Below are 24,058 nucleotides of genomic sequence, written 5' to 3' on the forward strand. Positions count from 1 at the left end.
CTAAACCTCTGAACTTAAGCAGCCATTAACGACGAAGCACCGCAATCCACCTTCCCAAGTTTAATAAGCTGGTTAGCGAAGCCGCGACATAGGTTAGAGCCGCTGCCTTGAGAATTTTCTCCGCATGCTTTAGGTCACCATCATGCAGGTAGCCACCTTTCTCTAGGATTGGTAGAGCTTTACCATAGCTGGCATCGAACTCCACGGGTAGTGTCAACAGGTGTACAAGGGTACTCAGTGCCATTGAAACAACACCGATCAGCATAGTCAGCGCTCCTGCCTGCGGAACGCGGGTTAGCACTAGGAGGATCGGAGCAGCCACTAGCATCATTCCTGCAATGCGCTCGCCCACTATTGCGGTCTTCACGAGTTTTTGTCTCGCCAGAAACAAGGGCTCTGAACGTGAATCCTGAATGGCATGTCCCACTTCATGAGCAGCCACGGTCACTGCAGTCAGTGAGTAGCCCGAGTAGTTGTCTGGTGTCAGACGTACAGCTTTGTCGGCCGGATCATAGTGGTCACCGGCAGAGGTCTCCTCTACCTTGATGTTGTCCAAGCCGAAGCTGTCAAGTAGGTGCCGAGCAAGCTCACTGCCGCTTCCCTTATTGCGGTAGCGATCTGCCGGCTGTCTGTACTTTTCCATTACGTGCTTGACCCACAAACTCGGTAGGAAAACGACTGTCGCGACTATGAGTATTATGATTATCCAGATCATTTAAATCAGCATGTTATGAGCAATTGTGTGGCTATTAAACATTATACGCATAGAAATTAGTAGCAGATGCTTGTCGATACTGGGGTAGCTTGAATGCGGCATTTCCGTTTTGGCGTTTCAGTCCGAGGTAGGCTGTTTTCGACCGGAACGAACCATCTTTCCCGCACCTCAAATACACCTATTAAATATGTTAATACTTACTACTTTTTGATTGTCGCTTTGTGCACATAGACTACTCCACAGGTTGAAGACTGAATCAACTACAAACGTATCCAGTCATCTCGAGCAAGGGTGCCAAGCGCTAGGTAGTTTAATTGGTTTGAGCGTGGAGGATTCTACGCTCAAATCATTACTTTTCCTGATTGTAAGACAGAACTCAAGGCGATTCGCAAAAGCATGTGGTGTTGAATGCGAAAAAACTAAGAGCAAGAAAGCAACATGCAACTAGCATAGGTTTTTACGAAATTATAAGGTGCTGAGAGTGATTTATCAGAGTATACCAATTGCAGAAACTGTAGCCCCTAAAACAAAAGACGCAATCCGTCAGGAGTTGAGTCGTCTAGGTATTACCTTTCTTGAACTTGAAGGGGATAAAGGGACTAAATTTGTGTTTAATGAACCTCTTTTCGAAGAAATCTTAGAGCATTTCCCTAGTCCAAATTGTATAGCTCGATACTTTAAACCTGTTATGTCTACTCATTGAACTGAGAAAGTATTTCTGAATTTTTGCCCTAGATAAAAGCAATACTGAACCGACGGTCATTGCATCCGAAGAATGAAATCTCAACGCCGATTGATTTGCATTACAGGCGTTGAGAGTGCGTTGATGCGCTTACTTCTTACTGCCTGCCGCTTTATTTCTCACCATATTACGTATTCGAGCGCTTCTCTCAGCAGAGCCCTGACTGGTATCAGACGGGTTGTTCGTACGGGTTTTGCGGTTTTTGAAGGCTGGCTTACTGTGCATTTTTCGCAATAGGGCATCACGGTTTTTTGGCTCGTACCCTGCTTGCTCTACGCGTCGAATCGTGTGACCGATCAACGACTCTACTTGTTGTAACGTCAGTTCTTCTTCACGGCTGACAAAAGATACAGCGTGTCCTTTTTGGCCAGCTCGACCTGTTCGTCCAATACGGTGAACATAATCCTCAGCCAAAAATGGCATATCGAAATTCACTACGTGTGGAAGGCCTTTAATATCTAAACCGCGAGCAGCCACATCGGTTGCAATCATCACACGTGCCTTGCCTTCTTTAAACTCGCTGAGCGCTCTACGGCGGGCACTCTGTGCTTTATCACCGTGACATAGCACTGCTTTAATACCGTCCAGTTTGAGTTCTTTCAATAACATGTTGGCCGTTTCTTTGTAGTTCACAAAGACCAATACTTGTTTCCAATTCTTGCGACCAATAAGTTCAGATAGCATTTCATTCTTTCTTTCTTGGTCCACCGGATAGACAACATGTGCGACAGTGTCTGCCGTCGCGTTTTCTTGAGTCACGGATACTCTTTTCGGTTGGCTCAACATTTTGGCCGCTAGTTTGTTCATTTGCGGAGAGAACGTTGCCGAGAAGAGCATAGTCTGTGGCTTTGTTGAAACACCAGACATAATGGTTTCAATAGATGAAATAAAGCCCATGTCTAACATACGGTCGGCTTCATCGAAAACCAAGAATTCAAGGTTCTGTAGGGAAACACTTTTCTCGTCTAGGTGCTCTATTAAGCGACCTGGTGTTGCAACTAAAATGTCGACACCGTTCTTCAGCTGTTGAATCTGAGACGATATTTTCACGCCACCATAGATGGCAGAAACACTTAATGATGTGTACTTGATATAATCTTCAATGCTTTGCGCTATCTGCGCCGCCAATTCACGAGTTGGCGCAAGAATCAATGCTCGCGTTTGAAAATGGTTATTAGCTTTATTCTTGTCTAATAGTTGCTGAATAATCGGCAGAGCGAATGCAGCGGTTTTGCCAGTCCCTGTTTGAGCATTCGCTAGGATATCGTATCCTTTGCGAGCGAGTGGGATTGCTTTCTGCTGAACAGGAGTAAGTTTTTCGTAGCCGCACTCAGACAGTGCTCTCACAATTTCTGGAGAAAAGTTTTGAGATGAAAATGACATTGTTGTGTTCCTAAATCAAACGGCTACGATCACGTAAAGCATAACCAAAATAACGGTCGCAGATTGTAGAACAAACTGTATAGGAACGGCAGGTTTTATGCCAAATCGTCGTAATAAGTTTGAAAATACGAAGATTTAATGAGCATAAGTTCCAAGGAGGCGATGTTTTATCTAATTTGGTCTTCAAATTAGGAATCTGGGTACGAAAAAAGTAAGTTGAATTGCGGTCAATCAATTAAAAGAGGAGCATAGTAGTAGCTCCTCTTCTTGTGCCGTTGGAAAGTACGATAATTAGACGCACCTGGTTTTCAAAGCGCTATCTCTAGCGAACAGGTGAGACAAACCCCGGTGGTTTAAGAGCGACTAGAGAGCAACTAACCGCTTGTACGATGTTCTCAGCCGTATTGCCAATAACGATTCCCGGGATACCGGTACGAGCCAGTGTACCCATCACCAAAACATCAATCTCGTGCTCGTCTACCCAGTCAGGTATCAGCTCGTCCGGTTCTCCGTGAAGGTGATGTACAACGATGTCGCCAGAGATCCCTGATTCGGTGACGAGATGATCTAACGCCTCTCGGTGGGTCTGTTTGGCGGCTTCAATTTCTTTGTCCAACTCACCGTCCTCTATCTTGATCCAAGCATGGTCTTGCAGATATCGCTCTAGTTGGTGCTCCCAACAGGAGAGCAGATGCAAACGACTGCCACAACTGTGTGCGATTGAACTTGAGAGTTCAAGAAGGCGAAGGCTTAGAGCTTTGTGCTCGTCATCGGTGATCATAGGGTCGACCGCTACGGCGATTCTGCGCTTACTTGTTGGTTGATGAGTGAGTCTATTTAACCACACAGCTGAAGGGCATTTTCGAAGTAAGGTCATATCGATGGCTTTGAAACCTTTTCCGTCGATAGGCTCTGCGTCTTTGATGACCAAATCATGTGAGGCATTCTGAACGGCCTGAATAACATCTACCGCAGGGTTTTCACCGCATACCACATCCAGAGGGAAGGGAACGGACTCCTCGTTAATGTCATGTACTGAACGGCTTTCTTGTATCTGTTGATTAACGGAATGGACCAAAGAGTTTTCGTAACTGGCCTGATATTCGGAGAGATTAGATGGTAGTGATGGGCAAAACAACAAACCCTGAACGGGAGCATTATTATTGTGAGACAGTCTTAATGCCTGTCCTATGGAGTCACTGTGGCTCTTCAGTCCGTGGCTGACGTAAAGTATGTTCTTAAACTTTTTCATTCCTACCTCCTAAGTGTCAAAGCAGGTTGATTAGGAACAAGTACAACGCCTGTCGAGGCTCTTGTTTACACTGATTCGTTCATTTTATCTTCACCTCCATATGGGTTCAAACGCAGCTAAAATGCTCAAAAATTCTTATTGTTGCAATTCAGCTATTTCTTATTTATATCAGGTGCTTATATCAATAAGGTGACGCTGGGTTTTTATAAGAAATTTTCTAATATGATCTTAGCATCAAACTTACCCGTATACCCACAAAGTGGTAGTCATATTACTGTCACCATATCGCGTTAGCGTAAGTTAAGTATAAGGTTGAAAAGGAGGGTTAGAGTCTATTTTTTAGCACTGACTGTGCTGTGAACATCTTAAGGAGGAACTATGAAAGTTTGCCCATCTTGTTACAGTGAATTCGTCTCTCGCAACGGCATTGGAGTTTGTCCAAGACATGAAATTGGAGAATGTCGCTACGACGCTTATGAGTTACACAGTCAAACCCTAGATCTCCGGAGCGCTGATTTTAGGGAGCAAAAAGAGGGTCAACCTCCCACTGAATTGGTTTAGCGTGAAAGGGTGAGCATGGTGCTCACCCTTTTTCGTTTTGACGGATGAGATCAGTCTAAAGTGAGTTATTGAGTTTCGGTTTGAACATTAAGATGTGCGCGTATTTTGAACAAACCGGAGACGACCATGTCGCTTAAAAACAAAACCGCACTTACCTTTATTGTTGCAGCTGTAATGAGCACTTCTACTTTCGCTCGTGACACTAGCCAAACCGCAAACGAGCAGACCGCGCTTCCAGAAGCAGGTATTGGGCTTACTGCTGGTGCAGATTCTCTACCAAACTTCACTTTCAAAAAGCACAAGAAAGTAGAGCGCGTAGATAACACAGCTCAAATTATCGACCCTAATCACGATGACCTACCAGGTGCAATAGGCTGGTCTGTACCTGTAGATTCACTTCCAGATTTCCACTTGAAACACAAGAACAAAGTAGACCGCTAATTGGATAGCAAAATGAAGATAGGTATTGAAAGCAGCGTTGTTTCAAAGCACTGCTTTCATCGCCTTTTAAAGGATATTTGTAAGATGGGTTCCATTGATGTAGTCGAACTCTAGCCATCCGACCCAGTTTTCGCCTCGGTTATCTGGCCCCATGGTGACTGAACTACTTTTTATCGGATATACGGTTAAACCGTTCACCAATTTCCACTGATGGCTGTCTCTGGTTTCTGCCGGCAAGCTATCTGCTCGAACCAATATATATCCGCGCTTTTCCTTGAATAAAACCTTATTCACTCGAGCCAGTCTATCTTCACAATTTTGTTTTCGAACATGGTTTGAACCAGGTTCTACGCGATACATCAGCTCTACCAATTCCTGCATTTCTTTTAATTCGTCTTGAGCCACAAGAAAGACAATGACATCTTCTGTTTCCAAATCCCATGTATACACATCTGTGCCTTGTTGGAGATCTATCCCCATGATCTCGGCGAGTTGAGTTTTGTTCTTTGGTAGCGATTTCATTTTGGTTCTCACAGTTGAAAAGTGAACATATCATACATTAATGGTATTAAGTACGCAAAATTTCAATGAAAGAAAACTATAGGAATGAACAACAGCAGAGCTCAATGCGTAAACCTTATTTGAGTCATACAAAAACAAGGAATCGTTTATGCAAAGGCTATTCTTATTTTCTCTTCTAACCATTCTGTCTGTAGGTGCATATGCCGCAGGTTCTGGTTCAAGTTTTAGCAGTTTGACGAAGTCTGAAAAGCTCTACAATCAAGGCGTGGAACTGATGCGTGACAATGAGTTTCGTGAGGCGGAGCGCAAGTTTAGAGACGCCTTGAAACGAGACAAGGACTGGGCGGAAGCACATAACAATCTTGCTTACGTTTTGAGAAAGCAGGGTGAGATTCATTACAACACAGCGCTTTTTCACTACAACAAGGCCATCGAAATTAATCCGAAGCTATCAGAACCCTACATGTACCGAGGCGTTTTGTACGTTCAGATGGGTAATGAAGCAATGGCGCAAGAGGATCTAGCTCGTCTAAATAAAATGAACCCAAGACTGGCAAAAGAGCTTAGCTATGTGATTGATAATGGCAAAGAGAAAGAGCCGGAGCAATTCTTTGGTGTGTCAGAAAAAATAAACGACTGAGGGTATCAGTCGTTTAAGGCAATCAAAACCGTGTCCTTGGCTTTAAAGTGGTAAAAAAAGATAGTTAGTTTAGGGACACGACAGTTGTACTATTTAGCCGCTGCAGCGGCTGCGGCAGCTGATTCATCAATGAAGGTGTGTACTGCTTTCAATATCGTCTTCTTGATGTCACTTATCTGTTTAGAGTGAGGACACCATAGCGCCATACCAAATTTGAAGCCTTCTATCATTTGATCGACTTTCAAGATTTCGACATCTTCACTAACGTGTTTAGACCTTACGATACTTTTTGGTAGCAACGTCCATCCAAGTCCCAAACCGACCATCTTGATGATCAGAGCTAGTTGGTCAACTTCTTCATGTTCTGAGCTTAATACAACCTTATCTCTCATGCCTTCCTCTACTAGAGAGCGAAGTACGAACTGCCTTTCACGACTGAGAGTGGCGATGGCTTTGTCTGACTTGAGTTTGGATAGCACTCCGCCTTTTTGCACAAAGGCTAAGAATTCGAGGTGTCCAAGGAAGGTGGCATCTAGGCTGTGTATAGCACGGCTGTCATGCACGTTTACTAAGCCAAAGTGTATCTCACCACTTTGTAATCCTTGTTTGATTTGGCTCTTATTCCTAACGATAAAGTTTACCCGCATCATAGGAAAATCTTTGGCCAGTTGAAGCCTGATGTCAGATAGTGCCTTGTGAGGTATTACGCTTGAGTAGGCGATAGTGATATTTTCTAGACCGCCATAAGAGAGGCTAAGTGCTACCTTATCGAAGGTGCGAGCCTGCTCAATGGTCTGTTTGGCATAGTGATAAAGAAGTTCGCCATCTTCGGTTGGCTCCACTGAGCGACCGATGCGCTCAAACAATGAAACGGCTAACTGGTCTTCAAGGTTTGTTACCACCTGGCCTATGGTGGTTCTGTGTTTGTTGAGTTTAACTGCTGCTTTGCTGAAAGAGCGTTCGTTATAAACGGTCACGAAAGCGAGAAGTTGTTCAAAGCTAAAATTCATAGAGTGTGCTTGCCTTGTGTGATTCTTAAAACTTGGGCATTCCTTTAGCCTCATTAAGTAATAGACAAAAAGCTCGCTGATGAACAGCGAGCTAACATTTTTCTTTAAAAATTATATGCTTATTTGTACTCGTATACACGAGCAACGTAGTGGTATACGCCTGAATCACCGATGTAATTTTTGTACAAGTCTACAGAGAAGTAATCCGGTTGATCGGCATCGATGCGTTCTGCGATTTTAACGCTCAGAGTGTCTAGGTCGTGCATGTCATAAACAAAAAACTTGCGAACTTTCTCCAAGTCCATCTTTTTCGCAAGCTTACGAGAAATATACATCTCATGGTGTTCGGCTACGATAATGCCTGACACTTCAACTTGCTCAAAGTTAGGGTCTGTGTCGATGTTTACTAGCATTTCTGCGTCAGTAACAGTCTCAAGTTGAGCCATGTTTTGGTCAAGTTGCTGAACCTCTTTGCTCGGTGTGTGAGCTGCGAAAGCAGAGGTAGTAACGGCCAAAAGGCTCAGTGCAATAAGTGATTTTTTCATTGGGGGTACCTTATTAATAGGGAACGTCTGTGGTCCAAAGTTGATGCTTGGTCGCCTTGTTGTAGCCATAGTTGTAGAGGGCCTTCATATAAGTGCTGTCAAACATCTGCTTTGATTGTGCTTGGGGAGTAAACCTATCGTCGATATAGGTAAACTCGAGTTCGAGGTCTTGGACCTCACTGAAATACATCATGCGATACAAGTCGCCGCGGGTTTGTTGCAAGGTCAGTGACTTCACGCTCTGCGTAAGTAGGTCCATGCCTTTGTCTTTCACTTGTTGATAAGGCATCTTTAGAACGCCATTGCGGATAACCTGAATCTTTGGTGATTTTTCAAGACCAAGTGCTTGGTTGATCTTCTTGAAGTCGATGTTGCTTGCCTGAAGGAACATTTGAGCAGATAGGCCACCGTCCACATGCATCTCTTCTAGAGGCTGACCGTTTAGCTCAACATCGATAAACTGCGGTGGAAATACACCAGGAATAGAAGCGCTGGCCACCAATACCTGATGGAAAAGTCGAGCTTTGTCTGGATTCTCGCTTGCTGCAATTTCACCTAGGTTCCACACCACCATTTGCTCAGAATCAAAGTGGGTAGTACCAATTAGCAGGCGACGACCGTTGCGATGTTGCTGAGCAACCTGTTCAATCATTTCATCGCTGTAGGTTTGTTCTATGAAAGAGAAAAGGTCTTCTCCGTCGGTAAAGGCGTCTTTAAAGATGGTGTTGAGAAAGTTACGTTTACCAAGAATCATCTTGTCGTTAAGACCCAGCATGACTTCTTCTAGACGGTCGATCTCTTCGCCACCAACAAATACAAATGGAGCAAGTAGAGCGCCGGCACTCACGCCAGTGATGATGGAGTAGTCAGGCAATGTGTTTGAATCATGTAAACCCTTGATAACACCTGCGCCAAATGAACCTTTAGCGCCACCACCAGATAGCACCAAAACATTGAGTTGGTCGCCATTCACACGGATTGGGGTAGTGTGATTGTCTTCTGAGTAAAGGTAAGAGATATCCTCTCCAAGCCAAGTGCGTAGAGGCTCTGCTTCTTGTGTTGAAGACTCCATAGGCAGAGTGACTTGGGTGTAATTGTGCGCGTCAACTCGCTTGTCTAGCTTGTGCGGTGTCGAGCAGGCGGTCACCAAAAGTGAGAGTGAAACGACTGCCAGAGTGGTTTTAAGAGATTTCATGATTTTCCTCTGTCATTGCCACCCTCTGTGCCGGTGACGCTGTGCTTTCTTATCCTCGAAAGCGGTTGATTAAGTGCTGGGAAGTTTACGGCTTATGCGTATAGTTGATTAATCGCTTTAGTAGGATGAAACCCATCCAATTCAGGCGACCAGAGCTAGGCTCTGATCACTGCCTTATTGGGTTAAGCGATTTTCTTTGGTTCGAAGTCATGGGTAGGTTCAATAAACTCATATTGACCTGCAATGGTTTGCAACTCCCATGTATCTTGGTCTTGGGTCACCTCAAGCACGCCATATACGGCGTTGTTGGTATGACGGAAAGCCGCCACTGGCGACATCTGCTTAGTGATGCACGCGGTAAAGATAGCGGTGATCAGATCGCCTACACCTACAGGTGCTTTTTCAAAATCCAGCTCAGGTCGCTGCACTAGGTAGCATGCCTTTGGGGTGGCTAACATAGCGGTAAAGGTTCCCTCGGCTAACGAATGCAGATGTTTAACCAATACCAGTCTTGGGCCTAGCTCTAGGGCCTTTTTACATGCGGTTACTGCATCGTAAAGAGAGTGGATCTCTACACCGGTGAATTGAGTAAGCTCGAACTGGTTAGGCACGATCACATCGGCCATAGGCATCAGTGTTTTGGTCAGCTCTTCTGTTACACCCTCAGGCACAATGCAGCCTTTTTCTGGGTCGCCCATCACTGGATCACACACGTAAAAGGCTCTGTGGTTAGACTCTTTTACTTGGTTTACTGTATCTGCGACAGCTTGGCACTGTTCAGGGCTGCCCAAGTAGCCTGAGATAACTGCTTGGCAGTCTTTCAGTTTGCCAATGTTATCTAGGCCCTTGGTGAGGTTACGAATCTCTTCGGCGCAGAATTTGTGCCCGGTCCAGCCTTCATCGTATTGGGTGTGATTCGAGTATTGCACCGTGTGGATTGGCCAGGCTTCAATGCCCATTCTTTGGATTGGAAATACGGCAGAGCTGTTTCCTGCATGTCCGTATACAACATGCGATTGGATTGAAATTATTCCGTCCATAATTGTTTCTCGTTTTAAATTTTTGGGTTAATTCAGTAGGGCGATATAGGTTTGGATGATCGCCAGATTCACTATGTCGATAAAAAATGCGCCAACTAACGGCACCACAAAATAGGCCTGTGTCGATGGGCCGTAGTGCGAGGTGATGGCATTAAGATTCATCATCGCCGTTGGTGTCGCGCCCATTCCAAAACCCACATGGCCTGCTGACATTACTGCGGCATCGTAACTTCGCCCCATGACTCTGAAGGTCACCCAGTAGACAAACAGTAGGGTGAACAGAATCTGAGCCATTAAGATCGCTAGAAGCGGTAGGGCTAGATCGAGCAGATTCCACAGTTTGAGCTCCATTAGAGCCATCGACAGGAACAGTCCTAGGGTTAGGTTACCGACCTGGTTTAATTCACTGCGGGATTTGTCCAAAGCCTTTTGAATCCCAGAGATATTTCCAACAATTACCCCAAGGGCAATGGCATACACAAAATTAGGAACAAACTTAAACAGCTCGTAGCTACTGAGCAGTTGATGTAGCTGCTGTGCACATAGAGAACTAACAAGTAGCAGTGCTCCTGACGTTAGCCATTTCGCAGGTGATGTACCTTTGGTTTGACCATGGCGCTGCTGTTTTGGGATGTACTTGCTGTGCTCAGTTTCATCAAACGAGGCCAGCTCGTTGTTCTGAATCAGCTTTTTCCCAAGAGGACCACCGAAGATCCCGCCCACAACCAAACCAAAAGTGGCACACGCCATGGCTATCTCTAATGCGTCATCGATGTGGAACTGTTCCGCAAAGATGGATGCCCAGGCAGCACCAGTACCATGTCCACCAGACAAAGTGATGGAGCCAGCGAGCAAGCCGAGCATAGGGTCAAGGTTAAGCACCTTAGCTAAAGCAAGACCGACCACGTCTTGAAACACGATGAATAGCGTGGCGCAAAACAAGAATGCGAACAGAGCCTTACCACCATGTCGAAGCAGTGCTAGATTGGCTGAGTAGCCAACACTGGCAAAGAACATCAACATCAAGGTCGTCTTTAACGGCAGATCAAATACAAGGTCAATGCCGTGTAGGTGACAGGCTGTTGTCAGCAGAGCTACGGCGATCCCACCGATAATCGGCGCTGGAATGTGGTATTTAGCCAGCAATTTGACTCGCTTTAGGATTGCTAGGCCTAGAAATAGAACCGCAATCGCGATAGCAAATGAGATAGTTGCGTTAAATGAGAATGTGCTCATTGGTTTCTCCTCCTTTTGAAAAAACAAGCCTCGGTATACCGAGGCTTGGATACTGCTATTTCAAATTCAGAGGCTTAGCCTTGGAACTCAGCGAAGTACTCGTCTAGCACTTTGCGAGTAGCGCGGCCGATTAGCTCATACTCGTGGTGAGTAAGGTTAGCTAGAGACACACGAACAGAAGCGTGTACTACGTCGAAGCCGTTACCTGGTAGAAGGATCACACCGGTTTCTTGAGCTAGGCGGAATAGGAAGAATTTGCCTTTTTGGTTCTCTTTGAACCACTGTACGAACTCTTCGCCGTATAGCTTGCCGCCTAGAGTGTCTAGCTCTAGAAGTGTGTAGTAGTCAACGCGGTCTTTGTTCTCTTCAACTTCAACACCCATGTTGCTGTATAGAGTTCTGTAGCGATCGCGGATGATGCGTTTACATGCTGCTTTGTAGTTCTCTTCAGAGTCCATTAGGCAGTTTAGAGAGAACAGAGCCATTTGAACTTGTTGAGGTAGAGATAGACCAGCAGTGTGGTTTAGAGCAACGCTACGGCTGTCAGCAACGATACGGTCAATGAACTTGATCTCGCGTGGTTCTGGAGTCAGTGTTTTGTAACGATCGTCCAGTAGACGTTGTTCTTCTTCAGTTTTTGCACGCATTGCATCGTCGAACACATTTTTGTGTTGGATTGCAATAGTACCTAGACGCCAGCCTGTAGCACCGAAGTATTTAGAGAACGAGTAAACACAAAGAGTGTTGTATGGCAGTTTTGCGAATAGAGATACAAAATCATCTGCAAATGTGCCGTATACGTCATCTGTGATGATGAATAGGTCACTACGCTGCTCGTTAACAAAGTTTGTTAGGTTATCTAGAGTCTCATCAGAGAACTTAACAGAAGCTGGGTTTGCTGGGTTAACTACGCAAAGCAGTTTGATATCTGTGTCAGCCAGTTTTTCAATCTCTGACATAGGTAGCTGCCAAGTGGTTTCGTCTAGACGAAGCTCAACGATCTCCAGTTCGTACTCAGAAAGCTCAGGGATTTCTAGGTATGGAGTGAAGATTGGAGTGATAAGTGCAACCTTGTCACCTTTCTTCAATAGACCGTTGTGGAACATAGTCTGGAAGCTGTAGGTCATAGACGCAGTGCCGCCTTCGGTCGCGAACAGATCGAAGTCTGTAGTCATTGGCATTGGGCCGTACATCTCTTCTGCAATGTACTGTTTTACAACAGATTCGATGTTAGTCAGCATGCGTGGTGGCACAGGGTAGTTACATGCAAGGTATGCGTTAACTAGCTCGTTTAGGAACGCTTGCTTTTCGATGCCTAGACGGTCTTTTGCATAGCTTAGAGACTTCTCAAGGAACTGAACGCCTTTGTCTGCTTTGTTGTCCGCTGCGAACGTATCGAAACGCTCAACAATGCCAACACCATCTGGGATACCACCAAAACCAGCATCTAGGTAAGAGTAGTTACGCTCTGCTTCGTTTACAGCAAACTCACCAAGGCGGATGAATGCTTTACGTGGAAGCGTTGCTAGGAAGTTAGGGTTACCACGGCCAGCGTCAAGTAGAGCGCGGTCAGGCACAGTTTGTGCAACTTCGATTAGTTTGTCTTTTAGCTCAAATGGGCTTAGGTCAGCGTATTTAGAAAAGTCGATTGAAGTAGTCATAATATTTACCAATTATTTAGTTTTAAACTGATGAGCGCCTCACCTGGGTGAGGCGACTATTTATTCGTTGTTACATGCCAGCGTTAAGAGTGATTACGCCAACGATGATTGGGCCCCAAAGGGTGAGCAGTACGTTTGCTACTGCGTAGGTCACTGTGAATGAGAACACTGGAGTTGCGTTGCCAGTTTTTTCCATCAGTGCTGCGAATGCAGGGTTTGCGCTACGTCCGCCAGTTACACAACCAAGGGCCTCGATTGGGTTCTTGATTCTCAAAACAAAGTAAGAGAAGAAGAACGAAATGATCTGAGGGATGATGGTTACTGCCATACCCAAGAACAGTAGAGTCATGCCGTGTTCTTTGATGGTCTCAACTGCTTGAGGACCCGCTTGTAGACCAACGATGCCTACGAATGCTGCTAGACCAAAGTCACGGATGAAGTTTGCTGCACCCTCAGGGAACTGAGCCACATGTGGGTTCTTGCTGCGTAGCCAACCAACAACCAGACCTGATACCAGACAACCTGCACCAGAGCCGATGGTTACTGGGATACCTGCAATCTTGAAGTTAATAAGACCAATCAAGAAGCCAGCGACCATACCTAGGCCAAAGATGATGAAGTCTGTGATGGTTGCAGAACCTAGGCGTTTACCTATGTTGTTCTCAACGCGGTTGATGTCTTCAGCGGTACCAGTGAGTTGGATAACGTCGTTTTTCTTAACGATAAGATCCGGAGTTACCTCGATTGGTGCGCCCTCACGGATGTACTCGGTTACGTAAACGCCGCGATAGGTATCTTTGTTGGTCTCTTCTTTGATCTGACGAACTGATTTGCCAATGATTGAGTGGTTGTCTGCGATAAGCTGACGGTTCTCTTCAATGATTTCGTAGTTCTCAGGTAGAGAAACCTCTGCACCAATGTTTTGCTGTTGGATCTCATGCACGGCATTACGGCGGCCAGTGATTATGATTAAGTCGCCTTCACGAAGGGCAGTGAACTTGTCTAGCTCAAGTGGTTTACCGTCACGCTCAGCCAGTTCAATGCAGGCTTGTAGAGAATTCTGGTTGAGCTGACCAATGGTTTTGCCATTGATAGAGCTGTCTTTTGTGATGCTGTAAGCACGAGTCACAAGAGAGGTTAGGGCATTGAATTCACCGGGTGCCAACTCGTGTCTACCGTCAGAGCTTTCTTTTTCAAGCTTGATTGCTTCAGCGCGGATGTCCCACTTCATTAGCGTTGGGAATACCCAAGTCACCATTAGGATTGGACCTAGAGAACCAAAGATGTAAGTTACCGCGTAACCTACCGCTACGTTGGTTTGCATTATGTGCTGAGCTTCTTCCGATATACCTAGGCGAGCAATAGCATCACCTGCAGTACCGATAATTGCAGACTGAGTTAGACCACCAGCCGCTAGACCTGCCGCTGTACCACGGTCAAGATCGAACATATAGGCTGCTGCCAACACACAAAGCAGACCAGACACAGTCATTACCACTGCAGAAAGCAGGATATTGATGGTTCTGAAGTTCAGTGCTTTAAAGAATTTTGCACCGCCTTGATAACCTACTGCGTAGATGAACAGGGCGAAGAAGATGCTTTTAACACCTGGGTCAATATTCACACCGAATTGACCAATTATTACACCCATCAGAAGCGTACCGGCTACACCGCCAAGAACGAAGCGGCCAATAGTGATTTTACCCACCATGTAACCTAGAGAAAGGGTAATAAATAGTGCAATAAAAGGTGCCATTTCAAAAAGATTAGAAATAAGGTCCATAACCAATTTACTCGTACTATTAATTAAGTTGTTTATATAAGAGAGAAGAGATTAATCATCTCGTTGTAATTTGTGAGCGTGGTTTTCGCTACGGGATGAATAATATGAATATTCGGGTGCAGTAAGTAATCTCGGTTGATGGATCAAATCCTCAAGTGGGGTTTTTAGGTGCTGATAGTTTTGTTTTGGTGATTTAAGTATCTGATTTAATTTGCTTTAATTCGATGTTGTGAAAGTTTAACTATTTTCAAAATAACTCTAATTAGTTAGCGGTCAACTAAAGAAATTCTATTTGGAGTTATAAAGAATTGGATGCGTGGATTTCATCCTACAAACGTGATTGTAAGAATCTGCCTTATATAGATAGACTGCGCCGTGTTGAAACTATTGAGATATAGATAATGAATTCAGTGCCACATGAATTAATTTGGGGAGAAATATATTTTCCTCCTCTTTTATTAGTTGTCGCAATTGCCTATGCGCTTACTTTAGTGCTTGGAAGTGTGTCTAGCCGTTTGGGGCTACATAAATATATTGCTCATCCGGCACTGGCTGAACTGTGCTTGATAGTGATCTTAACTGGCGTCATCGGCCAATTTATACCAATTTTCTGAGGTAACTTATTGTGATTAAACGTTATTTTATCACTCTGCTACTTGTGGTGGGCGCTGGCGCAGTGATCTTCAATTATTACGAAACCTACTCTGACTCACCCTGGACAAGAGATGGCCAAGTGAGCGCTTATATTGTTTCTATAACGCCAAGGGTGACTGGACAGGTGACCGAGGTGTACGTAGACGATAACTCACGAGTAGAGAAGGGTGATCTCTTGTTTGAGATTGATCCTGCTATCTATTCTGCGGCTTACCACAAAGCTGTGGCAACACAGGGTCAAGCGCAAGCTTTGCTCTCTAAGGCGCGCAACAACTTACAACGCACGTCTGAACTTGAAAAGCGTATGCATGGTGCGGTGCCGACACTGACATTGAATAACTTAACCAATGAAGTTGAGTCTGCGGCGGCGAATCTTGATTTAGCCAAGGCAAATGTTGAAGAGGCAAAGCTCAACCTTAAATACACCAAGGTATATGCGCCTACTGATGGCTATATCACCAACCTAAACCTGCGTGTCGGCTCACAAGTGGTGGCGAATGCCCCTGTGGTTGCGCTTATCGATGAAAATAGCTTTTGGATAGAGGGCTATTTCAAGGAAACAGACCTTGTAGGTGTAAGCCCAGAGGATAAGGCGTTTGTTACTCTGCTTATGGATCATCGAATGACCCTAGCAGGTGAGATCAAAAGCATTGGTTACGGCATTGCAAAGTCTGACGGCAGTACAGGTAATGACTTACTGCCTAACGTAAACCCAAACTTCCAATGGATTCGTCTGGCGCAGCGTATTCCAGTGAAGATCAAGCTGACTGATATTCCAGAGGATCTTCAGTTACGCGTTGGCATGACCGCCTCTATCCAGATTGTTAAGTAGGCTTGGCTATGTTGAGTCTAACCACTAAAGAGGCGATCAAGGTCGGCCTGTCTATCGCAATCTCCATATGTCTAGCATTGTGGTTTGGCTGGGAAAAGCCTTACTGGGCGGCTATAGCGGTTGTGGTAATGGCAGTTAACGAGAGCTTTGCACACTCGATACAAAAGGGTAAGAACAGGATCTTAGGAACTTTGTTGGGAACCACCTACGCCTTCTTTTTGATAGCCATGTTCTCGCAGCAAAGATTTCTGTTTATCTTTTTCTTTACCCTGTTTATGGCGCTGAGCCTGTATATGTCCAGCAATGAGAAACATGGCTACATCTTTTCTATTGGCTTCGTTGTGTGCGCTATCGTCTCGTGCATGGGCAGTTTCGACAGTGAAATGACCTTCCACTTCGCAGTGCTCAGATTCCAAGAAACGCTATTGGGCGTGTTGGTGTTTAGCTATGTGTTTAGGCTGTTATGGCCGATGAATACCGAGAAGGTGTTTTATCAGCTTATCGATGGCGTGCAAGATGCACTGTTTGAGAAACTAAATGGCAAAGGAGACCTCAAGGGTGTTGAAGCCAAGCTGGGTAAAGCTGAGCAAATCTTGGATTTACCTTTAACAGGCAGTTTTGAACTTAAAGAACACAAAGTGCTTTGGCAGTCTCGAATGCAGGAGCTTAAGTTGATTGCTCATCACTTGAAGGATGCAGATGTTGATAGCGATAGAGCCTCTTATGCCGAACTTTACGAAAGGCTTCTTAGCTTTGATAAACATCAGCCTGATACAGAGCTGATCTCGGATAAGTTCTCTAGTTACCTAGAAATGCATCAAAGCTGGCCGGAGAAGAATAAACTGGCTGAGTTTGACGCCAGAATATGGCGAGTAGTGCAGGGCGTTTCCATGTTCTTGGCCGCCGTTGCGTTGTGGATCTATCTACCTGTTCCGGGTGGCTATATTTTCCCTATGCTAGCGGCAAACCTATCAGCCATGCTCCCAACGATGCCTGCGGCAGCATTAAAGCAAGCGTTCTGGGGTGTTCTAGGATTTGGCGCTGTGTACATCACAGAGTACGTATTTGTTATGCCCATGATGACTGAACTTTGGGAGTTGGCCGTATTTTACTTCATTAATGTCGTTGTAGTGTGGAAGGTATTTAATACACCCGCCTTGATAATGCAGCGGATTCTCGGTGTGAATATGCTGGTGGTACTGACTGCTAGTGCATTGAGCCTCACTCCAAGTTACTCAATCACCACGCCTTTAATGATGGTGGTGTATCTAGTCATTGTATTGATGCTAGGCAAGCTATTTGCCGATCTATTCAAGCGAACCGTTTAAGCCCTCTAGTGAGGGCTTTTTTACACCCGTTAGCTAGGGGTGTTTCAAAACTAATGCTACTTTTGTCTTCAAGTATCAAAAGGTGAATAAGTGATACGTCATATAAATATCGCTATAATTTATGTTGTAGCTACAACATAAAGTCCCTACCATTCGTGCTACTACTTTTGAGGTAAAAGTAAAACCGAGGTCACCCTATGAAATTGAACAAGTTTGAATCTGATCAGGATGCTACTCCGCTCCTGAATGAGTCAATATTCTTTCTAATGGGCGTGGTTCATCGGCGTTTCAGGAATGAAGCGCAAGAGCAGTTACTTGAGCAGCACGACATCACAATCGAAATGCAGAAGGCGCTAGAGATCTTGAGTTATCACCAAGAATTGCCTCAGCAAGCCCTCGCTGACAAACTCATGAAAGAGCGAAGCACGGTGAAGCGCTTAGTGGATAACATGCACAAGCGTGAGTTAGTCGAATTTATTCCTCATCCAACCAACCTCAAAGTAAAACTCATAACGCTGAGCGCCAAAGGGCGTGAGGTACACACTAGTGGTAATCAGATCGTCACCGCCACTCAACAGCAATGGCTCTCTAGCCTAGGCATTGATGACGAACTGGCTTTGAAGCGTACCTTGATACGCATGCTTGAGAGCAACTAGTTAGGATTTTTGTTAGAGGTGCCAGCCTCTGAAGTTGTAAAAATCTCCAAATAGGTAAAACGATGAAGAAGACTCTTGCATTGGGACTTTTGCTCCCTGCGAGCCAGTTGTGTGCGCTTGAAATTCAGGATTACTTTGCTTTAAACGGCTTAGTGGGGGCTTATCAAACCAATGGTGGAACCTTGGTTGAGGGCTCGAAAGAAGGGCGTCCCATAGAAGCTAAGGTACGTGCCAACTTAACCGCAGGCGTACCAGTTGGTGAACGCTGGAATATCTTTGGTCGAATGGAATATGACCTCAACTTTCTTAACTTGAAAGAAGGAACCGACATCAAAAACGGCAAGCTGCGTAAGCGCTATGAGTACGTGGGTGTCGAACATGATGTGCTGGGTAAGGTTTGGTATGGGAAGGATTGGGGAGCGACTTACGCCCATATGCCAATTCTGAAGCAAGCCTATCTTGGCTTCCAGGACGTAGCTGCAGGGCAAGCAACCTGGCGCAACAGCGATACGCTTCTTTATAAAAACCAAATTCAAGATTGGACATTTGTGGTCTCTACTCAGTTGTCTGATTCAGAGCGCAGTTTTGATTACGACGATGACGCTTTTACGACGGACGGCTCGGCTTTTACGTTTTCCTACGGCGCATCACCGTTTTACGGGGATGGGTTTGGTATTGGTTATAGCTACCACGATGCAGGCCTATATGGCGCTATGGGTGAGCTCTACAAAGATAAGGGCGATGCCACCCACAATATTGGTATGAACTATCGCTACGGTGCTTGGTACATCGGTGGCACGGTTGCAAAGTCTGACCTGAATAACCACGGCAAAGCTACTGGGCTAAACGACTACACCTATGATGTGGTTGGCGAGTACACCTACAGCAGTGATCTTAAGTTTATCCTTCATTATGCGCAGGTTTATGGCAACTGGGGAGCTGAAAACGAGCGCTTTGTCGGCTATGGCGTGCAGTATTTCCTTACTAACAGTCTGTTAGTTCTGTCTGAAGGGCGTTTCTCAAATGGTGGTGACAGCAACACCATCGAGGACACCCATGTTCTTGGCCTAGAGTACTTTTTCTAACTTTGAGGTAAACCATGTCTAACTATTCAAAATACATTTCAACGCTATTGGCTACATCTGACAACGGCAAACTAGAGCTTATCTTCCGTCTAATGTTTGGCTTTATCATGGCTTATCACGGCTTTGGCAAAGTAATGAATCCAGCAGCGTTAGTGCCTTTTCTAGAAGCTAACTCAATTCCATTTCCGCTATTGGGTGCGTATCTAGCGGCCTACACCGAGTTCTTGGGTGGTATTGCACTCATGCTTGGCGTGGTTACGCGTTTGGCATCACTTGGCCTGCTGGTATGCATGACGGTTGCCATTATCACACTTGGCGGGTTCTCTGCGGGCCTTAACTCTCTGCAAGGTGGTCTTGAGTATCAATGGTGTCTGTTCTCTATCTTCCTCTATTTCACCATCGCTGGTGCAGGTAAGTGCTCGGTTGATTCGGCCCTAAAGCAAAAGCTATTTACCGAAAATGGTGAGTTTGCGTTCCAATAATTTTAAAGTTTTTCCTAGTTTGGGCAGGACGGGGCTTTTTCCCTGCCCATTTTTTAGGTGGCAGCCATAGGGGGCTGCCTTTTTTATGCGTAAATTCATATGTTTACCTCAACTTGTTTAAGTGAGGGTTTCATCCTCCTTAAGCGATTGTTGAATTTTTGAACCCATCTTTAAACTTCCTCCCACTTGCTAAGCAGAGCTGAAAACTCTGCAGGCTCTTTTAAAAGTTCACTATCGATTTCGACAGGGCGTCGAATCAAAACTATCTGCATGAGCGCCATAGCTTTGGGGCTTTGCGAGTGGGAAATGACATGATTTTTAATAACGCGAACCATGCCGTTAAACAGATGCGAGTTCTTCCAATTCTGATTGGAGCACTCCTTGCTACACCTCTAAGCTTTGCTGAAACAGAAGTACAACCAAATTACGCTCAAGCTGAACTCAAAGGTAAGCAACTTTTTGATAAGTATGGCATCGACAAAGACCTACCTAAGCTTGCGATGAGCTCGCTAACTTTGGGTGATCACCTTGTAGAACACGCCCACCGGATGATCCAAATTGGCGATGAGGTTCGCGATTCATCGGTATTCCTAGTAAAGAATACTGATGAAAAAGGCAATATCGACCTGCGCATCAAGTACAACCCAGAAGAGTTGGATGAGCACGAAGACATTATTGATGACATCGAGTCTTTTACTCGCACTGAGTATCGCTTGCGCAACTACGCAGAAAGTTTTGATTCATCTTCGGTACGAGCGATAGAGAAAGAGAATGGCGATGTGGTCATTAGCTTCAAGTACTCAAAGTATGGTCTACCTCAGGATATCGCTTATTTCCGCTTTCTAAGCGTTGAGATCGAGATTGAAGATTTCGAGCCTAAACGCATGATCATCTCCAACCAAAAGCCGTTTACGCATGGCAAATACAAGGTAGATGACTACAAGCAGGTGATTGAATTCCAACGCCTACCTTCAGGCAAATTGGTGCTTGCTAAGAAGAAAACCGAGATCACTGGCGAGAAGAAGAAAAAACCTCTAAAGATGGTGAGCTCTGTGGTTCCTGTCGCTCTGTATGAAGATGATGATGGCGTACAGATCCTAGATGATACGCTACTACAAGAGGTGTCTGATCCACGCATGCGTGAAGAGAGCGTAAAGCTTGACCGTGTTTTCCCATTGATGGGCGACATGGTACGCCGTCAGGGTATCGATTTGCCTCTACCATTTGGTGTGTCTGTGGCGTATCGAAACCAAGATATGAATATCCCGTTTAATGATTTCACCATCGCAGGTGTGCGCCTGAATGATCTGTTTGATCCTGAAGATTCAGTGGGTGTAGTAACCGCCGAAAGCCTTACACTTCGCGGTGATGTAAACATACTTCCGTTTTGGAACGTGTTTGGTTACTTCGGCAAGATCAACGTTGATGCCATGGTTGATGCCGCCTATACAGGGGGTGCAGGTGAGACCATTCGCGACAAGCTAAACGACAAGATGCCAGGTCTTGGTAATCAAGTGTGTGAAAGCGTGGCAGCGCTGTGTAACCGCGGCGGACTGAGCGTTCCACTGCACCTTGAATACGACCTTCGTGGCGTGGGTACTACCTTGTCTGTGGGTTACAAAGAGTTCTTCGCGTCTGTTACAGGTACTTACTCACAGACGCGTATGAAGGGTCTAGAAGATTGGGGTGATGGCATCGTGACTGTACAGCCAATGCTGGGTTATCAGCTGGTGGACTACCGTACTCAACTGTTTGTAGGTGCTGAATACCAAGGTCTGGACTCTCGTATGCAGGGTACAGTTAAAACCGGTGACATTGAGTTTGACTACGACATAGGTGTAGACCTTAACCAATGGGCATTCTTGACCGGCTTTAACAAGCAGATCGGTAAGAACTACAACCTCAGCTTCCTGTACAACAAGGGCGAAACCCGCGAATCCTACACACTGAACTTCGGTTATCGCTTCTAAAAATCTATGTAGGGTGGCATCCATCAAATGTGATTAAAAGATCGCCAGATGCCCCCTTACAATACTTCCATATTGAGTTCATCAGACGCACAACATCACGGACAAAGAGTCAAGGGAATGGCGTGTTTGATGCTGTCTACAGCCTATTTGGTTTCAAACCAAAACGACTACTGGATATACCAATGACTTTATTACGCCGTTCACTACTTGCTCTTTTCGTTACTAGCACACTAGCTGCTTGTGATACCGACTCAGAGTCTACCGTTCCATTTAAGCCAGAGCCGCTTCAGCCAGACAATCCGATTGTTCAGGATTATGAGGTGGGTGATTCCATCATCAAAGCGACCAAAGAATCTTTGGTTATTACTGACCTAGAAGGTAATGAGAAGCTGGCTTGGGTTGATTCTTTCAAGGGCATTACTTATGCGGATCCGGTTCGTTTCGAACACAGCACACCTTTGGAACTCGATGAGTATGTTAGAGCTATTAATTTTGGCTCAGCGTGTCCTCAGCTGAAGGCGACTTCACAGCCACAAAAAGAAGATTGTCTAAACCTGAATATCTGGCGTCCAGCTGACACCACTCAAGGTGATGATCTACCAGTTTACGTATTCATTCACGGTGGTGACTTTGAGTATGGTGCCGGTTCTGAACCTTTGATCCACGGTGACATGGTTGCCGCACAAAGCGGTGATAGCGATGAGCCAGTTATTGTGGTGACCTTTAACTATCGTCTTGGCTTGCTTGGCACCCGTTTCGTAAATAGTACAAAGAAGAACGGCAACTATGGTCTTGGCGATCAGAAGACTGCACTGAAGTGGGTGCAAGACAATATTGCGAAGTTTGGTGGCAACCCGGGAAATGTGACGGTAATGGGTCAAGGTGCTGGAGCTATGTCTGTTGGTATCCTCCAACATCAAATGACAAATGAAGACTTGGATTCAAGCTATTTTCAACGAGCAATTATGCAAAGTAACCCACTAGGGTTTGAATATGCAAGTTTTACCGCTCGTAAAGCTCGATTTGAGGAACTCGAACTAGATAAGCTCCCACTTGAGGGTGACCTTGACGTTATTTTAGATAAGCAGCGCCAAATATTAAGCCCAGTTTCAAAGATAGAGAATTGGGTATTGAGAAATATTGGTGGTGCAGGGAAGGCTTTGTTCCCAGATCTTTTTTCCGGTAAAGCCAATGTTGAACAAGCCACGGTTGACCTAGAGTTAGGTGATATTATCGATTATTTGAGCCGAAAGCTTAATTACATGCTTTCTGCAGACAAAACAGGAATGGCCGAGTTTATGCCGTTTGCGCCGTATATGGAGTGCGATGCTTTACTACCAGATCTTTGCGGATTTACTAGTGTTCAGCAACCGGCAACAACAGATTTTGCAGTACCAACGGTAATCGGTTCAAACAAAAAAGATTCAAATACCTTTGCGATGACACCAAGCCTGACTTTCCTTATCCCAACGATATTGAAAGTGATCCTTGATGCTGAGCCAGAACTTGCTAACAACAATGATCCTGAAGCATGGGCTGTAGCAATGGCAAAGGTTTTTGCTGATGACATGCTACGAGCACAACTAGAAAGTGAGATGAATCAGCTTATGGCCTCACCGGAAAGGTTAGAGGCTATTGTGAACGAGGAGAATGCAGGTCTATCGCTTAGTGCTTATGAAGCGGTAACACAACTATTCTTCGGTTTGGGGAACCTAGAAACAAACAGCGAGCTACTTAGCCTGACTGATTACTACCGCAACGATGAAACCGACCTTGGTGGTGCTATCGCTAACATGGGGCAGTTTAGAACCATACTCAACGATATGTTGTTTACCGGCCCTGCACACCAGAAGGTGCGAAACAGTGCTCAGCAAGCAACGCTTTATCGCTTTGACTATTCGCCTTGGACTAACGTTTGGACTTACAACACTAAAGGTCAAGAGCGTGATTTAGATGTGGGCGACCTGCTGAAAACGATCAGCTGCATCAGCGGTGCATGTAACGGTTCGGAACTGCCATTCGTATTTAACAAGGCATACAAGCTAGATGGTACAGAGTCATTCCCTGGCTCTAACGACCGCGCATTGATGAACAAGATGTCTCGCGTGTGGTTTAGCCAAGAACTGTTTGATGGATATCGCTATGAGCAAGCATCAGATGACGCACTAGTCATCGACTCTGACGGCAATATGCAGATGCAGTCGGATTGGGACCTTAACCATAATCCTGGTATAGATCCTCAGCTTCGCGACGGTCGCTTGCACGGTCTAAACGACCTAGAGCTACTTCTTCACTACATGGATAGCAATTCTTAATAATCAGGCC

General features: G+C 45.3%; 21 protein-coding genes. 10 read left to right on the forward strand and 11 right to left on the reverse strand.

Going from position 1 to position 24,058, the window contains the following annotated elements:
- Positions 1 to 25: 25 nt before the first annotated feature.
- The 3 genes from Pcarn_RS19655 to Pcarn_RS19665 form a co-directional block, all read right to left on the reverse strand.
- Positions 26 to 715 carry a zinc metallopeptidase gene (locus Pcarn_RS19655; protein WP_261836016.1) on the reverse strand — a complete coding sequence of 230 codons (690 nt, stop codon included), beginning with the start codon at positions 713 to 715 and terminating at the stop codon, positions 26 to 28.
- Between the two features lie 832 nt (positions 716 to 1,547).
- The gene (locus Pcarn_RS19660) at positions 1,548 to 2,840 is read right to left on the reverse strand and encodes a DEAD/DEAH box helicase (RefSeq protein WP_261836017.1); all 1,293 of its coding nucleotides are present in this window, start codon (positions 2,838 to 2,840) and stop codon (positions 1,548 to 1,550) included.
- A 322-nt stretch (positions 2,841 to 3,162) separates the two neighbouring features.
- Positions 3,163 to 4,092 (reverse strand): universal stress protein, encoded by a 930-nt coding sequence (locus Pcarn_RS19665; RefSeq protein ID WP_261836018.1) that lies wholly within the window; start codon positions 4,090 to 4,092, stop codon positions 3,163 to 3,165.
- A 687-nt stretch (positions 4,093 to 4,779) separates the two neighbouring features.
- Here Pcarn_RS19665 and Pcarn_RS19670 point away from each other — a divergent pair.
- Entirely contained in the window at positions 4,780 to 5,094 is a 315-nt protein-coding gene (locus tag Pcarn_RS19670) for a hypothetical protein (RefSeq protein WP_261836019.1), read from the forward strand.
- A 66-nt stretch (positions 5,095 to 5,160) separates the two neighbouring features.
- On the opposite strand, the gene Pcarn_RS19675 is transcribed toward Pcarn_RS19670, so the two are convergent.
- Positions 5,161 to 5,616, reverse strand: a complete 456-nt coding sequence (locus Pcarn_RS19675) for a hypothetical protein (protein WP_261836020.1) — start codon at positions 5,614 to 5,616, stop codon at positions 5,161 to 5,163.
- 148 nt (positions 5,617 to 5,764) lie between these two features.
- On the opposite strand from Pcarn_RS19675, the gene Pcarn_RS19680 reads away from it, so the two are divergent.
- The gene (locus Pcarn_RS19680) at positions 5,765 to 6,256 is read left to right on the forward strand and encodes a tetratricopeptide repeat protein (RefSeq protein WP_261836021.1); all 492 of its coding nucleotides are present in this window, start codon (positions 5,765 to 5,767) and stop codon (positions 6,254 to 6,256) included.
- A gap of 89 nt (positions 6,257 to 6,345) precedes the next feature.
- Here Pcarn_RS19680 and Pcarn_RS19685 read toward each other — a convergent pair whose 3' ends face one another.
- From Pcarn_RS19685 to aspT, 7 genes are all read right to left on the reverse strand, one after another.
- Positions 6,346 to 7,266, reverse strand: coding sequence for a LysR family transcriptional regulator (locus tag Pcarn_RS19685; protein ID WP_261836022.1), 921 nt, complete (start codon positions 7,264 to 7,266; stop codon positions 6,346 to 6,348).
- Between the two features lie 119 nt (positions 7,267 to 7,385).
- On the reverse strand, positions 7,386 to 7,811 hold the full coding sequence (locus Pcarn_RS19690) for a hypothetical protein (protein ID WP_261836023.1): 426 nt from the start codon (positions 7,809 to 7,811) through the stop codon (positions 7,386 to 7,388).
- A gap of 13 nt (positions 7,812 to 7,824) precedes the next feature.
- Positions 7,825 to 9,006, reverse strand: coding sequence for a patatin-like phospholipase family protein (locus tag Pcarn_RS19695; RefSeq protein WP_261836024.1), 1,182 nt, complete (start codon positions 9,004 to 9,006; stop codon positions 7,825 to 7,827).
- A gap of 182 nt (positions 9,007 to 9,188) precedes the next feature.
- Positions 9,189 to 10,046 carry a pyridoxal kinase PdxY gene (pdxY, locus tag Pcarn_RS19700; RefSeq protein ID WP_261836025.1) on the reverse strand — a complete coding sequence of 286 codons (858 nt, stop codon included), beginning with the start codon at positions 10,044 to 10,046 and terminating at the stop codon, positions 9,189 to 9,191.
- Between the two features lie 27 nt (positions 10,047 to 10,073).
- Positions 10,074 to 11,282, reverse strand: coding sequence for a sodium/glutamate symporter (gene gltS / locus Pcarn_RS19705; protein WP_261836026.1), 1,209 nt, complete (start codon positions 11,280 to 11,282; stop codon positions 10,074 to 10,076).
- A gap of 74 nt (positions 11,283 to 11,356) precedes the next feature.
- A complete protein-coding gene (locus tag Pcarn_RS19710; protein ID WP_261836027.1) occupies positions 11,357 to 12,943 on the reverse strand; it encodes a bifunctional aspartate transaminase/aspartate 4-decarboxylase in 1,587 nt (528 codons plus the stop codon).
- Between the two features lie 70 nt (positions 12,944 to 13,013).
- A complete protein-coding gene (aspT, locus tag Pcarn_RS19715; protein ID WP_261836028.1) occupies positions 13,014 to 14,726 on the reverse strand; it encodes an aspartate-alanine antiporter in 1,713 nt (570 codons plus the stop codon).
- A gap of 401 nt (positions 14,727 to 15,127) precedes the next feature.
- Between aspT and Pcarn_RS19720 the strand changes: the two genes are divergently transcribed.
- The 8 genes from Pcarn_RS19720 (at position 15,128) to Pcarn_RS19755 (ending at position 24,048) form a co-directional block, all read left to right on the forward strand.
- A complete protein-coding gene (locus tag Pcarn_RS19720) occupies positions 15,128 to 15,340 on the forward strand; it encodes a DUF1656 domain-containing protein (RefSeq protein ID WP_261836029.1) in 213 nt (70 codons plus the stop codon).
- 11 nt (positions 15,341 to 15,351) lie between these two features.
- Positions 15,352 to 16,212, forward strand: coding sequence for an HlyD family secretion protein (locus Pcarn_RS19725; protein WP_261836030.1), 861 nt, complete (start codon positions 15,352 to 15,354; stop codon positions 16,210 to 16,212).
- A gap of 8 nt (positions 16,213 to 16,220) precedes the next feature.
- A complete protein-coding gene (locus Pcarn_RS19730; protein ID WP_261836031.1) occupies positions 16,221 to 17,540 on the forward strand; it encodes an FUSC family protein in 1,320 nt (439 codons plus the stop codon).
- Between the two features lie 197 nt (positions 17,541 to 17,737).
- Positions 17,738 to 18,196 (forward strand): MarR family winged helix-turn-helix transcriptional regulator, encoded by a 459-nt coding sequence (locus Pcarn_RS19735; RefSeq protein ID WP_261836032.1) that lies wholly within the window; start codon positions 17,738 to 17,740, stop codon positions 18,194 to 18,196.
- 62 nt (positions 18,197 to 18,258) lie between these two features.
- Entirely contained in the window at positions 18,259 to 19,281 is a 1,023-nt protein-coding gene (locus tag Pcarn_RS19740; protein ID WP_261836033.1) for a porin, read from the forward strand.
- Between the two features lie 14 nt (positions 19,282 to 19,295).
- Positions 19,296 to 19,763: a DoxX family protein gene (locus Pcarn_RS19745; RefSeq protein ID WP_261836034.1), complete on the forward strand. Its 468-nt coding sequence runs from the start codon at positions 19,296 to 19,298 to the stop codon at positions 19,761 to 19,763.
- A gap of 311 nt (positions 19,764 to 20,074) precedes the next feature.
- Positions 20,075 to 21,733 (forward strand): hypothetical protein, encoded by a 1,659-nt coding sequence (locus tag Pcarn_RS19750; protein WP_261836035.1) that lies wholly within the window; start codon positions 20,075 to 20,077, stop codon positions 21,731 to 21,733.
- A 182-nt stretch (positions 21,734 to 21,915) separates the two neighbouring features.
- Entirely contained in the window at positions 21,916 to 24,048 is a 2,133-nt protein-coding gene (locus Pcarn_RS19755; protein ID WP_261836036.1) for a carboxylesterase family protein, read from the forward strand.
- Positions 24,049 to 24,058 lie beyond the last annotated feature (10 nt).

Source organism: Vibrio ishigakensis (assembly GCF_024347675.1).
In the GTDB taxonomy this organism is placed as follows: domain Bacteria; phylum Pseudomonadota; class Gammaproteobacteria; order Enterobacterales; family Vibrionaceae; genus Vibrio; species Vibrio ishigakensis.